Here is a 14,004-nt window from a genome sequence, read left to right on the forward strand (position 1 = left end):
GTAAGGGAGTGACTGCTAGTGAAAAAAGTAATACTTCGGTGGATCATTGCTCTCTCGGCATTGTACTGTCTGGGACATATTTTATTTGATTTTAAAGAAACACGCCCCATGCGGATCATTACGGGGGCAATTGAAATATCATTCTTTGGAAGCATACTGCTCTATATGAATTTGAAAACGAAAGAGGAAAAAAGCAATCATTCAACAGTGCAAAAAAAATAACGGCAGAGTTATTTCACCGATAATTTCTACATAAAACGGGGTGTTTAGGATGAAAACTATAGGTCTTATTGGCGGCATGAGTTGGGAGTCATCACAGCTCTACTACCAAATCATTAATCAATATGTAAAGGAAAGTCTAGGCGAGCATCATTCTGCAAGAAGCCTCATGTATTCGGTGGATTTCCAAGAAATTAAGACTTTGCAGCATCAAGGGAACTGGGATGAGGCTGCGAGAATTATGATTGATATAGCACAAAAACTTGAAACGGCTGGAGCGGATTTACTTGTCATCTGTACGAATACCATGCATAAGATGGCAAAAGAAGTTGAAGAATCGATATCGATTCCGTTAATCCATATTGCAGATTCGACAGCAACGAGAATCGTTACAGATGGAATTAAGAAGGTCGCGTTATTGGGTACTGCATTTACCATGGAACAAGATTTTTACAAGGGCAGACTTACAGAAAAGTTTGAGCTCGAGGTTATTGTGCCAAATGAAGACGATCGATTGGTTATACATGACATAATCTATCAAGAGCTTTGTCTTGGCATCATTAGTGAAGAGTCTAAGCAAATCTACTTAAAGATCATAAATCATCTTATACAACAAGGCGCAGAAGGTATTATTCTGGGATGTACAGAAATAACGCTGCTCATCTCACAGGATGATTGCAATATACCCGTATATGATACAGCAACACTCCATGCTAAAAGTGCTGTTGACTTTGCTTTAAAAGAGACCCTCCATCATAGTTGATTAATGCAAGGGCCCTTGTTACGCGAAATAGAACGTTCATAAAAAAGTGGATAACCAAAACTTGATCTATCACTTTTTTTGCATATAACCACAACCGAACATTACTGCCACTACTTCTATACAAGTTCATTTTTTATAAAAGTATGGCCCACACATTGATTCATGGGTATGTACGTAAGTCCATTTGAAACTCTTGTCGAATATATAGATATCTTGCTCAGAATCAAAATTGGCCGATACTACATCCTTAGCGTTTTTATACTCAAATACGATATCGGGGGAGTTTTGATACATAACATATAATTCATTTTTAGTAAGAATATCAAATGCATCCCTCGCTGCTTCTCCTTCTAAACACTCTTTCTTTTTGTAGCTAAATATGTGCCACTTATATTGATGATAATGGATCTCTTTTTTGATTTCATCGCTAATGTTTTTAGCAAAAGCCCTATCCCATAAATCTATAATTTCTTTTGCTTCCTCAATTAGTTCTAATATAACTACACCTTTATCCAGCAAATTTTTATTGTATAAGTGCTTTCCAAGGGTAACGTTAACAAACCAAAAAACTTTCCTCAATTCTTCTTCTGGTAAGCTGTCTAACATCTGATTAATTTCGTTCCTATAATTAGATGAATCCATAAAGCACCACCCTCCGATCCTTAATTTTCATTAATAATTATAACCCGAAGTGCAAACGGAGTAACTTTGAACATTAAAATCTAGAGATAGACCGAGGTAATTCGCACTCTCCCTTGATTCCTAGAGCTGTAGGAGTACCCGGTAGCGTTCTCGATGAATTCCGTGCGGTCGATTATTCAGGCAGCGAGAGAAGTTCGAAGATTTTGTTTGCTTGTCGTGGTGATGTCGCCACGCCTATAGTTGCTTTGATAATCTGACCCCTACCAGCACTCAAGGAGTTCTCATGCCAGTGCTTGTTAGATCAACTCCATTTCTTGAGGGATCCAACGTTGGTCGATCTTTTCCTCCCCTCTTCTCAGCTGCCGGCGGATTATTGTTTCCTTATGCTCTGGCAACATCATCCAACTTGGTTCCCATAGCCCGTTACCCTTCAGCTTTTTGCGCGGTATCTTGTTATAAGAACGTTTGTTTGTATTATATGCAAACACTCGTTCTTTTATCAATGTAAAAATAAGCCGCTCGTCCACTTATTCATCGATTCAAGAACAATGAAACCTATCGTTTTCTAAACTAAGAGCATTTTAGTGATACATAGATGGTTATTCGCACAAGCAAGGACTAAAGGCCTCAATACACTGTTAATAAATCCTTAAGGGAAGTGGTGAAAGCCTTGGTGGATTTGGGGATTGTCATGCCTCTTTATAAGCAAAAACCTGAATTCCTGAAAGCGGCACTTCATTCCGTGCTGAACCAAACAATCCAGCAGTTTAAAATGGTCATTGTCATCGATGGGGCTCCCGAAATGGAACCGTTGGTCCAGTCTCTCGTAGGTAACGATTCCCGAGTGAACACGGTCTCTTACGCCATCAACCAAGGAGTTCCACATGCACTTAATACGGGGTTTGCAGAGTTGTTTAAGGATAGAAGAATCCAATTCTTGACTTGGGTATCGAGCGATAATATCTATGGTCCGCATTTTTTGGAGGTGCTCCGTGCCGCCTTACTGAAAGGCCCTGAGGAACTGGGACTGGTGTATAGTTCTTTCCAATCAATTGATAACGACAATAAACCTTTGAACGATGAGGTTGCACTCAGTGCATTGCGTAAGTATCAAGGGAAACCCAAAGAGGCGCTGCTTGACTCCTCCATCGTTGGTGTCTCATTTATGTATAAATCATGCTACGCTAAGAAAGTACCAGGAGGTTACAGTTTGGCTCCGGTTGAGGATTATGATTATTGGCTAAAGCTTACGGACTACTGTGACATCAAATATATTCCAGTTGAGCTAATGGAATATCGAGTGGACTCGACCTTCAGCGTTTCAGCACAACTTAAGACCACGGATGCTCATCGGAAATGGCGATATGCTTATCATCTGGCCAGACATGATGCAAGAAGGCGGAGGGGAATTGCCCCGGAAATTAGTATTCTGCTTCCACTGCGTGAAGTTTCGGAAGAAACGATAGATCGAATTGAAAATCTCTATGAGCAAGTTTTCAGTAACTATATATGTTATGTGTTGGACCTCTCTTCAGATCAACATGTGAGTGCTGCCCTGAAACAGATCCCGCATCCATGTTCAGTCTATGCAACGTACCCGAATTGGGAGAAGGATGTGGCTGTTCTGGCTACTGTTCGAAGTCTTCATACTCCTTTTACCATGTTGCTCGATTTAAAAGGTTTTCAGAATGTAATGGATTTACAAATTCTGATCAACCAGCTTCATAAATCAGGCCATAACATATGGTCCACGTATTATACGGATAATCACGCGGTCATTGGTTACCGTACCGTGGATTTGATTAAGCCCGTGCTTTCCAATGAATTGTTCCGAACCAATAATCTAGTTCATTTACTTGAAGAAAGGGTTAAACACGTTGGTGATCCATCATGAAAGTGTTGTTTATGTTTTACAACCCGAGCGGAGGGATGGAGACCCTAAACCGGATTCGAAGCAAAGCGTTGATAGCGCACGGAGTTGAATCCCATCTTCTCTATAAATTCGATGGGGAGGGCAGAAACAACATCAAGAACATCACGACATTTGTTACTTGTGAAAAGGAAACCATCCGGGAAATCATTAAGCGCGAAGGTTATGATGCAATAACGGTATGCTCTGACATTAACATGCTCGCACAGTTAAGAAGCTTTGGGTACAGCGGCCGACTCATTTTTGAATTGCAGGGTTTGGGAAGACATGAAGAGCGGCTCCTTCTAACGCAGTCCTTCAAAGATCAAATTTATGAACACGCGGATGCAATACTTTATCCTTATAATCAACAACTGAGAGAACTCATGAGTTCGAACTATCCCGAAATCCCTCAATACAGTTTTGATGATCCTCTGGATTGGGAATACTTCGGATATACAGCCTATCCCAGAAAACCCTTCCCGATTTTAGGCTGGGTGGGGCGTTTACAGTCTAATAAAAATTGGCGTGATTTTTTATTGTTAGGACAGACGCTCATCGGTTTGTATCCAGATCTATATTTGTGGCTCTTTGAAGACGAAACGATGGCCGATCCTGCAGAACTTGAGGATTTTAACGAGATACTTGCGAATAACCCAACTCTCAAGGCTCGTCTTATCCGTTACTCAAACGTACCTCATGATCTTATGGCGGACTATCTAAGCATCATTGGTGATTCAGGGGGATTCCTTCTTTCGACCTCGATTTCTGAAGGATTTGGATATGCTGTTGCTGAAGCTATGTTGTGCCGCTGCCCGGTTCTGTCTACTGATTCAGGAGGCGTTAGGCGATTTATCACTCATAACAAGACGGGTAAGTTTTATACTCAAGGTAGAATAGAGGAAGCCACTCTGGAGGCAATATCCCTGTTGACTAACAAGAATGAGAGAGAGCAACTGATCGTTAACGCAGAAGCTCATATCAAAAGGCATTTTTCCAGTAGCGTATATGCTAATCGGTTTAGCACCATGTTGAATCATCTAGACCAAGGTCGTCGAGTTAACAGAAACAGACTGAGATAACAAAAAGGCTAATAGCTATATAGCTTTGTCCACACAACCCGGAGATCTAAATACGTATACTAGTAAAAACTAATTGAAGGGCAGTGGTTATATGGCGTTAACAACAGGCATGATTACGAATACTGGTTCTCCTAATGCTTCGAACATTGTAATTAACATTGCTAATGATAATCTCAGTTTCTCATCTAATGTGGTTTATCACATTTACGTGTGGAATACTTTGGTGAGTAAGGCGCTGATTTATTCCAATATGCTAAATATCAACGCAAATACCAGCCAAATTCTTAATTTCAATATCGCTGGCAACTCTTCATATGAGGTCCAATTTCTTGTGACAGGGACGGTTCCGACAGACACTGTTATCAACGTATTCGGAACTGATTCATCCGGCAATGTTATTCATTACCAAAAGGTGTTACAGCAAGAACTCACTCAAATTGGGCAGCTCAACCCGTAATCTGAAAAAATAAGAATGATCTGTTTCATGTTAACAAGGGTGGTGACCATGGTAAATATCCAAATCTCGCCAAGTGCGAGTAGCCAGTTTGAGCCAACCATCGCCGTAAATTGGCTTAACCCCTCTGTTATGGTGGTGGTGGCTGTAGATTTTCGAGCAGGTCCGGCAAATATTGGATTATACAAGTCTATCGATGCCGGCGCAACGTGGAGCACGGTGTTGCTGCCTTTACCAGCTGGGTTCGCTGGAATAGAAGCTCCTCATATTGATTATATTTTCCCTAATACGTTTGTCGTGGCAGCACACGCCTTTGATGCTGATGGACTTAGCGGTTCGATCTTAAGTTATATTTCTAACGATAACGCTTCATCTTTTGGAGCACCTGTCATCGTGAACCAAGGATTCGGACAGTTCGTTAATGACGATCAGGTGGTGGTTATCAGCGATAAGGCTGGGTCCAGCCCATTCTTTGGAAACATTTATACTGGTTATACGCATGATTACAACACGCAATTCATCCCGGGGAATACGATATTCTTCAATCGATCGCAAGATGGCGGAAACTCGTATGAAAGGCCATTGCTCCTATCTTCAGTAAATGTATTTGAAGAATTTCCTGGTATCGCAATCACGTTAAATGGAATACTCATTGTAGGATGGATTACGCAACCTCCAGGAACATCTGAATTTATCGTTCGCATCTCACAAGATGGTGGATCAACATTTGCGGCTCAGACTATAATAACATCTGTCGTTGTAGTACCCTCGCCGCTTCCTGGTTATCAATTCCGTTGCCTGACGTATCCTTCACTTGCAGCGGACATCTCTAATGCACCAGCATCACGAGGGAACGTCTATGCCGTGTGGCAAGATTATCGTGAAGGTTATTCCGATATCTTTCTCTCAATTTCCACAGACTTTGGCCAGACCTGGGGAGCACCTAAACCCATTGCAAACAGTCCGGTAGGATCCCAAAATTTTTTCCCGGCCATCACCGTCTCGCCAACAGATGGAGCGGTATTCGTATCCTATTACACCAATCGGGTAAGTCCGCTGAATCTTGACGTATTTCTTGCCACGTCCAGGGACGGTGGAACTACGTTCATCAACACCCGTATTACGACAACTTCGTTTAGTGTCGCGGGGTTACAAGTGATAGGGGACTACATCGGAAATGCGATAGTTCCTCAAACAGGTCGGCTCGTAACAGCTTGGACCGACACCCGCACAGGGACTGAAAACATATGGGTTGGTGATAACCAATAAACATGGGGTGAGGAACCAAGTCAAAGAAGGAATCTGGTTGCACACCGTCATACTCGGCAGCAAGACGCTGTTTACCCAAGGATACCTAAACAATATCCTTGTCCTTCAGCCCAGTTACCGACTGCCCTCGGATCTTTACCACCATGTCCTGCATCAATCCATGCCTTTTTCATTCAGAGGTTCCGACTGAAAAGATGAAAAAAATGCTGATGAGAAGATCAAAAGCCATTTCGCTGATATTCTTGATTTCTGATTTTTGCAGAGAATGTGATTTTTTTGTGATTTATAATAAAAGGCTCCCTTTCGGGAGCCTTTTAAATAGCGGTATTATAAGGTTTTTAAGGCCTTACTTACATCATGCCGCCCATATTTGACTATAATTCGCTTCGGTTCACCTTTGAAATTTTAGGTATAAATCAAAGTCGAATTTGACTCACTCGAAATTAATCAATCGCCAGTATTCATATTCGACCGGAATTTTTGTGACTTTTTTTGTGACCTTTTAATAAGGCCACATCGTCCTCTTTGAAAATAGGTTCAGTGAGTAGAAACAATTCTCATCGATCTTGATCCATTGCCAACCTCCTTCAGAGATGGACAATTTGATTTCCCGTCTGAACGTGTGGATCAGTACGACAATACCTGTTAACTCTGTATCTTCATACTCATCAAACAGCCTTACAGTAAGGGCACGGTGTTCATGAAAAGATTCAGCCAGCGCTTGTTCGATTAATTCCATTTCCTGTGGATCCAATGTCGTTCGATCTTTCCTGCCCTCCTCCAGCTGCCGGCGGATTATTGTTTCCTTATGCTCTGGCAGCATCATCCGACTTGATTCCCATAGCCTGTTACCCTCCAGCTTTTTGCGCGTTGTCAATTGATATTCCCCTCTTGTCTGAGATATCGAACCTCAAATACGTGTACGACCTCTGCTCAATCTCTGCTTCAACCAGCCCCCAAAGCACGGACAATTTTTGGTGATATCCTCTACATAAAAATTCAACTTCCACGCCCAAGACGGGTCTTTCGCTCCTCGTACACCTTCATTCCTCGCCGACGCATGTCTTGACGTACCTGTGACAAGTCAGCTAGTGCCGCTTTCTGCAGTCGTTTAATTATGGTGTTTGTTATTACAGGCATCTTTAAGGCTGCAGCGGACAGGATACCTTGATCTTTTTCCATCACATCGAGCAAGAGAGGTAACAAGATAAAATCCTTCACTAATTTTGATTCATCTGGCTTCAGACCAATGCTTATTAATTCCACCTCTTGTTACGAGAACATTTGTTTGTACTATATGGCGAACATTAGTTCCTTTATCAATGTAAAATGGAGGAAAAGGCACGTAACTGGCAAATTAATTCTTGAACAGAAGGCGAATAGTAAATATGTGTGGTAAAGAATTAGATTTGGCGATCAAAAATTGAAGTTGTTAATGTTAGGCTTTGGGGTGGGGACTGGGAGGGTATTCTATCGAACCACACCGTTCGTTTTAATTTGTAAAATTCTGAATAAAGAAATACATAGCTCTCACAGATATACAGCGTGTAAGTTGGCTAATATCAATAAAAAACCCTACCAGTATAACCGATAGGGTTTGAACTCTTGAGACTTCTCGTAATTCTAAACACTTACGCTTTCTTCCTTATTGTGTACTCCAAAAAAATCCTTAAGGTTATGCATTCAAAACCCCAACGTTTTTTTTGTTATTCTTCTTTCCAAACAGTATACCAATGTGTGGCTGTAGATTTGTCATCATCTATGTACCAAAAAAAGTACTCCACTCCATCAACAGTAATGTAATGTAATGGCGTAAAATAGTCTCTGCTATACTGGCTTTTCGGGTACATATAACCTGCTTTTACTTTACATGGGTTACAATATTGAGGCGTTATCTCAGATTCTGTCTGTGAGATAGAACTTGCAGATACTGGTGCTGCTACAGTCATAAAAGCTGCAATGATCGAAGAGAATATTACTAATTTTTTTCCCATCTTAACCATACTAACACCTCCCGATATTTATAAAGTTAATTCACATTAACTTTGTTTTCAATTGTAACATTTGGATATTATTGGAGTATATAGTTTTAAAGCACCTTAATTTGGTATAATCATGTTAAATGTTTTGTCGAATCTTCCATTTGTTCGAGCAACTAAGCTAGATGACATCAAGGCTACCACCATTACTTACCACCTCTCCTATCACATTGCCAAGCACTATAATTCGGTAAAGAGGTGTTGTTTATGTTTATTGATCCGATGTTACTCGCAACCGCACCAGCTCCTTTTTCAGATTCGCACTATATATTCGAACCAAAGATTGACGAGCATAGGCTCCTGTTCTCCCAGCAGTCCGGCCGGATCAGGCTTTATACACGTCATGAGACGGAATGTACCCAACAATACCCCGAATTATTGGTTCCGTTTGATGATGACATTCTCCTGGATGGTGAGGTAGCATGCACAGGGCCAGAGGGCGTGGACTTTGAAGAAGTCATGACCCGGTTTAAGGCTAGTAAGGATCAACGCATCAAGCATCTGGTAGCGACGTCCCCAATAACATATGTGGTGTTCGATATCCTGCAGTATAAAAATCAGGACCTACGGAAGATGCCGCTGCTGCAGCGTAAAGAGATCCTTGCCGGCATACGTATGCCGGAATCAGCACTTCTGCGTCATACCCTTCGTGGAAGGTGCGGGAGAAGGATTGTTTGATCAGATGGTGAACCGAAAACTTGAAGGGATGGTCGGTAAGCGGAAGAATAGCCTTTGGCGGGTTAAATTCAGAAACTGGTTCAAATCGGGGCTGTTGCGGACGCCAGTATTAACGGAACCCGTAGGATGAGAAGAAATATAAAAGAACCCGCCAGCCTATGCCAGCAGGCTTCTTTTACCGATGCCATCGGATTACGCCACTGTTCTACCGTTAATGTTAAGGCGAGTATAACCGAGCATAAAAGCCGTGATAGATTATTATTATATCCAACCACAGAAGGCACTAGAAATTATCACTAACAAGATAAAAAGAACCAAAATTGCTCCTATACCTCCACCACCAAAACCGTAACCACCTGCACAGGAACCTGCGCCAACTCCGCCTACAAATTCACTCACGAGTATTTCCTCCTTTAATTTAGAATACATCATAGCTTATGAATTAATCGTGACTTGGTAAAGGCGAAGCGGTAAATAAAACAAATGAACGCAAAATGACCCTACCAGCACGTAGCCGGTAGGGTCCCGCTTTTTACAGAAACTTGTTCGTTTTCGGTTTGTCTTCCTTATCGGTGTATCCTGTTCCCTCTTTGGGATTGGAGATGATCCCGAGGATCACCGGAGGCCGAGGATTGCCATCGCTAACCCGGTAATATTTGTGCTTAATTCCTCGGAAATTTCAAACCCGAACACATTTCCAACTGCCGATACAATAAGCAGCACCGCCGCCACCAATATCCACTTTATGAGAACGGAAACGACTACGGTCCCGGTTGTGCGAATCATAAAAAAAAACCCACTCGTTCGAGTCGGGTTTCCACACATCAACAGTTTATTTTCAGCACCGGACAACGTACCAAGGATGGCTTCCATGATGGGATCGGACACACCCGATGCTTCATCAACAATGAAAAGCATGTAATCCTCGTGGAAACCCTGCATGTTCTCGGGTTTGTAGGCCGTCCTGGCCGTTGCAAACCACCGCTGTTCATGGCCTATCATATAGACCTTGGTCTTGGTCCACTTCAGGAGATTCTTCACCATGGAGTTCTCCAGCCACTTGGACACCTCGGCCCAAAGAACGTCATGCAGCTGCTGTTTGGTTGGCGCCGTACATACCACTTTGGGATTCGGACGGCAACACAGAAACCAAATGACCAATGCAGCCTCAAGGCCCGTCTTCCCTACACCCTGACCAGAGCGGACACTGGTCCTCGGGAACTGAGTGACATCCATCATGACGTCACACTGCCAATCGTCTGGATCAAAGCCCATCATATCTTCAGCAAAAGCAACCGGGTCATCCCAATATAGATCAAACAAATCAGTAACAACGTTATACGGCTTACTCATCGGCTAACGCTCCGTTTGCTTCGCTCTATGCCGCTCTGTAATCTCCTTCAGGGCTTGAAGCATCCGGCGCTCACGGATAGACAGCAGTTTTATCGCTTCATCCGCCTGTTGAATTGGATCAGTATCTACTTGATCACCAGATCCCGCTCATCTTCGCCCAAAGCATCAAGCCAAATCGTTTCATACTCCCCCGTTGTAACGGCCTTCTTGTTTCTTGGCGGTCCTCCAGACCCGCCCTTATTTTACCAACTACTCTTTTATTGCACGGGGGTGCTCCGCTGCGATTACCGACAGCGTTCTTGTTCCCTTTGGGAGCGCCACGTTTAGTAACGTTACCTTTCGATTCATTGGTAACGTTACTATTCAAATCGGGCAGTCCACTTGTCCTGGAACTTCCATTTACGAACTTGAGTCTCCCCAATAGAAAGAGCAGCAGCGATGTCCTTTAGCTTCATCGTCCCGCCGTTCCCCAGCCACATCAGTTTTGCCTTGTCCCGTTCGGGACTTCTCTCTCCAGCCATGCTACACCATCACCACCCCCGATATATCAATTGCTCAATGCTCCTTGACGCCACTATAGGTTTTGATAGACTTAACCAGAATGAACAAATCTATCAGGAGGAATCATATGAACCTTGCAACTTTTTTCCCCTATCGAAATGATGTAAGAAAGACATTAATTCCGTACTTAAAAGAACTGACCGTAGAACAGTGGTATGGAGCACACCCCGATCACCCTAACTCAATAGCTTGGATCGTTGAACATATCGCTCGTAGCGAAGATGAATGGATCAATGTTGTTGCTTCGAAGACAGAGCTACAATTACCTCGAAAAATTGAAAGCCCCCAGCAGCTTTTACAAGCCTACATAGACATTCGGAAACAGACTGATCTCAAGCTCAATTCAATCCATTATCTTGAGAATGATCCGGCTATCCCGCTACCTACATATTCCGATGGGTTGGCAACCGCCTCTCCTCCAACTCTACGCTGGATATTTCATCATGTGTTCGATCACGAGACTTATCATGTGGGACAAATCGGAGTAATTGCCCGACTAAATGGCTTTTCAGGGCCTCTTTTCTGACAGCTTAGAATGTGTCTTTCTGTATCTCAATATCTATTTCAATCAGCTTCTTCAGGTCATCCACCGTCTTGATCTCAATCCGGCCATCTTGAAAGTCCTTTACCCACTTGGCTATGCCTGCCTTGACGATCTTCCGGTATTGCCCTTGCTCTCGAGGATACCTTCCATGACTGCGAGCTCATGCTGCATAAGCAAATCCTTATTCTCAGGTGTTCCCATTGTCGTTCCCTCGGCTTTCCATTATGATGGAATGCGAGATAGCGGCGGAGTCGATAAATGCCGCGCGCGGCGGGCCGCTATCTCAGCCGGGGGATACCCTGGTCTATGGGGAGGACGTTACAGCGTCCTCCTTTTAATTTGCCTTAACATAAGAAAAACCGCCCAAATTAGACGTTTACATCTAAACAATAAAGGTTTCCGAGTCAGTTCGAATATCTCTTACTATCCAATTAGTCCTCGGTAGCCAAATTTGAATTTGTAATTGCTAATCTGATTTTTTGAGTTATCGTGTTCCATTAGTTGAACGAGCAACCTCACAATCTCACTTGAAATATTTAAAGGACATGTTCCGCCTCTACCTATACCCTCATAAATTATTACAAATCATTTATTAAAAGTGAGGAGTAACAAAATGAATATGACTAATCAACAACATCTTCAACATCAAACTCTTGCAACCATAAGCCCGGCTGTTAGACATGGATTACGAGAAGCCCACTACCTTGGGTATCAACATGCATTAACAGAAGCAGTTGCCATTGGATATTTAATGGGAAAAGGCTACGATTATGATACTGCTTGGAGAACTGTTGAATCTTGGTGGAGACCTCCAGGAACTCCATTACCTCAGATGTATTAGATAACCTTCCAGTTTCTTGTTATTTTGCTATTACACATTTAATGATTTATTCTGAACAAAGAAATGAAAGTGGTCATTGAGTTTGATATCTGAGAAAATGGGCTTCGTTACTTTTATGTCTTCATACAGCGGCCCGATCTCATCCAGCAATTAGTTCCAGTAATAAAATACTGAATAGAAAAAGCGAGAAGAGTTACGCCCCGGTCATATGCCGCATTCATGCAGCGGTGCGTGTCATTCTCGCCTTTTTCTATGCGAAAAACCGTCATGTAGTGCTCAACATACGGTCAAATTACGTTCAGGTTGTGTTCATTTTAGAGTCAAAAAAGGCAACAAACCAAACCATTAATTAAGAAATAGTATGAACGTATGAACCCTTTGAAAAGTGGTAGTGGACCTTATCTTAAGATAAGGTCCACCGACAAAAAAATTATACGCGACGATGTTTTCTGTGCTTTTCGCACTTAACTACTGCTATTTGCCCAGGTTTAAGGATAACAACAATAACTTTTTTATGATGATGTCTCATGAGATATTCCTCCTCCCATAAAAGAGTTAATATATTATATGAAGGTGGCTAAAATTGAATTGGACTAAGAAATCAATGGAAATTACTCATTTTTTTCCTGCTCACTAAAACTCCGCGTCATCCTGCTCAAAGAACCCCATGAGTTTCAAATTGTTTGCCATGCTCTCAGTGCCTTCAGATATTTTTCAACGAATAGTGCTGTCACTTAGACCATGCCTGAAGAACAACAATGTCTCCTTATAGGAGTAACCCTGCATATATCTGTAGTCGACAGCTCTCTTTGCCTCTTCGTCCTGAATCAAACTGAAAGCCCTGCGAAGCTGATGAGTATAAAACTGGTACTGCTTGTACTGCTTATACACCCAACGCTGCTTTTCGATCAGAATCGTAGCATTGGCCGTCTTATCAGCATGCAGGTCCTCCTGATCGATGCGCCGAGCTGCTTCACCATCAATAGCCACTTGCCTTAATTCTTTTTCGAATTTTTCAAAATCTTGCATGAGCATGGTCATCTCTTTATATTTTCCGAGCAGGAATTTTGTGCGCTGGATCTCCGCTTCATTCGCTGTTGGAAAGAGTTCCCCTTGCCCCCATGCATCGCCAGTCCCCTCAATCCCCTTTGTGATATAATCGTTGAGAGGAATATATTATCGATTGACCCCCGCCCCAGCCAAGGATTAGGGGGACTTTTCACTTTTCTGGAGGTGTTTTTTTGAGCGGTAAAAAGGTGGTTCTAATAATTTCACTTGTCTCAGCACTTGGTATATTGGGTTGCTTTGCATTTATCTATGGTTTTCTTTGGATTGCGTTTAATTGGTAAACCTATTTCGTATATAGTTTGGGAGGATTACTCTCCCCAAGGGTTAAGCATCGGATGCGAAACAACCGCATCCACCTATGTCGTTCAAGTCAATTTGGTTTCCTAGTCCAGACTCCCATTCCTCGCGTAACTGACGAAGGGTTAATTTTTCCTCATCGCCCTTTACCTCCTCTTGTCAAGATGGAAACATCAGTACGCCCGAGATATTCTTGCATTTCAAGCTCTTTCTGTTCGTGGAATAGATATAAATCCCGTTTTTTTTTGCAGCAGATTTATAAAATGTCCCTGTCCAGCTCGTACA

15 protein-coding genes and 2 pseudogenes are annotated in these 14,004 nt (G+C 42.5%); 9 read left to right on the forward strand and 8 right to left on the reverse strand.

Translation table 11 applies throughout. The features are described from left to right. Positions 1-18 precede the first annotated feature (18 nt). Together PGL02S_RS10230 and PGL02S_RS10235 are read left to right on the forward strand one after the other, a co-directional pair. Positions 19-222: a hypothetical protein gene (locus PGL02S_RS10230; protein WP_006212431.1), complete on the forward strand. Its 204-nt coding sequence runs from the start codon at positions 19-21 to the stop codon at positions 220-222. 49 nt (positions 223-271) lie between these two features. Further along, positions 272-982 carry an aspartate/glutamate racemase family protein gene (locus PGL02S_RS10235; RefSeq protein WP_036640664.1) on the forward strand — a complete coding sequence of 237 codons (711 nt, stop codon included), beginning with the start codon at positions 272-274 and terminating at the stop codon, positions 980-982. 126 nt (positions 983-1,108) lie between these two features. Here the strand turns inward: PGL02S_RS10235 and PGL02S_RS10240 are convergent, their stop codons facing one another. Beyond that, complete coding sequence (locus PGL02S_RS10240; RefSeq protein ID WP_006212433.1) at positions 1,109-1,624, reverse strand: DUF4275 family protein; 516 nt, start codon at positions 1,622-1,624, stop codon at positions 1,109-1,111. Between the two features lie 673 nt (positions 1,625-2,297). Between PGL02S_RS10240 and PGL02S_RS10250 the strand changes: the two genes are divergently transcribed. The 4 genes from PGL02S_RS10250 (at position 2,298) to PGL02S_RS10265 (ending at position 6,338) form a co-directional block, all read left to right on the forward strand. Then, positions 2,298-3,518, forward strand: a complete 1,221-nt coding sequence (locus PGL02S_RS10250; protein ID WP_253806107.1) for a glycosyltransferase family A protein — start codon at positions 2,298-2,300, stop codon at positions 3,516-3,518. Further along, positions 3,515-4,615 carry a glycosyltransferase family 4 protein gene (locus PGL02S_RS10255; RefSeq protein WP_006212435.1) on the forward strand — a complete coding sequence of 367 codons (1,101 nt, stop codon included), beginning with the start codon at positions 3,515-3,517 and terminating at the stop codon, positions 4,613-4,615. The genes PGL02S_RS10250 and PGL02S_RS10255 overlap by 4 nt, the downstream gene beginning before the upstream one ends. A gap of 91 nt (positions 4,616-4,706) precedes the next feature. After that, entirely contained in the window at positions 4,707-5,072 is a 366-nt protein-coding gene (locus PGL02S_RS10260; RefSeq protein ID WP_006212436.1) for a hypothetical protein, read from the forward strand. Between the two features lie 48 nt (positions 5,073-5,120). After that, on the forward strand, positions 5,121-6,338 hold the full coding sequence (locus PGL02S_RS10265; RefSeq protein WP_036640671.1) for a sialidase family protein: 1,218 nt from the start codon (positions 5,121-5,123) through the stop codon (positions 6,336-6,338). Between the two features lie 502 nt (positions 6,339-6,840). Here the strand turns inward: PGL02S_RS10265 and PGL02S_RS10275 are convergent. Both PGL02S_RS10275 and PGL02S_RS10285 read right to left on the reverse strand, forming a co-directional pair. After that, complete coding sequence (locus tag PGL02S_RS10275; RefSeq protein ID WP_081742782.1) at positions 6,841-7,215, reverse strand: YolD-like family protein; 375 nt, start codon at positions 7,213-7,215, stop codon at positions 6,841-6,843. Positions 7,216-8,044: 829 nt separating this feature from the next. Next, complete coding sequence (locus tag PGL02S_RS10285) at positions 8,045-8,341, reverse strand: hypothetical protein (protein WP_006212440.1); 297 nt, start codon at positions 8,339-8,341, stop codon at positions 8,045-8,047. A 243-nt stretch (positions 8,342-8,584) separates the two neighbouring features. Between PGL02S_RS10285 and PGL02S_RS10290 the strand changes: the two genes are divergently transcribed. Continuing rightward, positions 8,585-9,055 (forward strand): ATP-dependent DNA ligase, encoded by a 471-nt coding sequence (locus tag PGL02S_RS10290; protein ID WP_228030049.1) that lies wholly within the window; start codon positions 8,585-8,587, stop codon positions 9,053-9,055. 261 nt (positions 9,056-9,316) lie between these two features. Here the strand turns inward: PGL02S_RS10290 and PGL02S_RS28125 are convergent, their stop codons facing one another. The 3 genes and pseudogenes from PGL02S_RS28125 to PGL02S_RS10300 form a co-directional block, all read right to left on the reverse strand. Continuing rightward, positions 9,317-9,454: a hypothetical protein gene (locus PGL02S_RS28125; protein ID WP_006212442.1), complete on the reverse strand. Its 138-nt coding sequence runs from the start codon at positions 9,452-9,454 to the stop codon at positions 9,317-9,319. A gap of 340 nt (positions 9,455-9,794) precedes the next feature. Then, positions 9,795-10,408 (reverse strand): annotated as a pseudogene (locus PGL02S_RS10295) (DEAD/DEAH box helicase family protein); the annotation flags it as partial. A 359-nt stretch (positions 10,409-10,767) separates the two neighbouring features. Further along, complete coding sequence (locus PGL02S_RS10300; RefSeq protein ID WP_006212446.1) at positions 10,768-10,929, reverse strand: phage terminase small subunit-related protein; 162 nt, start codon at positions 10,927-10,929, stop codon at positions 10,768-10,770. Positions 10,930-11,036: 107 nt separating this feature from the next. On the opposite strand from PGL02S_RS10300, the gene PGL02S_RS10305 reads away from it, so the two are divergent. Further along, positions 11,037-11,495, forward strand: coding sequence for a DinB family protein (locus tag PGL02S_RS10305; protein ID WP_036640676.1), 459 nt, complete (start codon positions 11,037-11,039; stop codon positions 11,493-11,495). 4 nt (positions 11,496-11,499) lie between these two features. Here the strand turns inward: PGL02S_RS10305 and PGL02S_RS28735 are convergent. Further along, a pseudogene (locus PGL02S_RS28735) lies at positions 11,500-11,714 on the reverse strand (hypothetical protein). Between the two features lie 418 nt (positions 11,715-12,132). On the opposite strand from PGL02S_RS28735, the gene PGL02S_RS10315 reads away from it, so the two are divergent. Beyond that, positions 12,133-12,354, forward strand: a complete 222-nt coding sequence (locus tag PGL02S_RS10315; RefSeq protein ID WP_234973101.1) for a hypothetical protein — start codon at positions 12,133-12,135, stop codon at positions 12,352-12,354. Between the two features lie 714 nt (positions 12,355-13,068). Here the strand turns inward: PGL02S_RS10315 and PGL02S_RS28740 are convergent. Beyond that, complete coding sequence (locus PGL02S_RS28740) at positions 13,069-13,383, reverse strand: hypothetical protein (RefSeq protein WP_228030050.1); 315 nt, start codon at positions 13,381-13,383, stop codon at positions 13,069-13,071. Positions 13,384-14,004 lie beyond the last annotated feature (621 nt).

Source organism: Paenibacillus glucanolyticus NBRC 15330 (assembly GCF_004000885.1).
Lineage (GTDB): Bacteria > Bacillota > Bacilli > Paenibacillales > Paenibacillaceae > Paenibacillus_AQ > Paenibacillus_AQ glucanolyticus.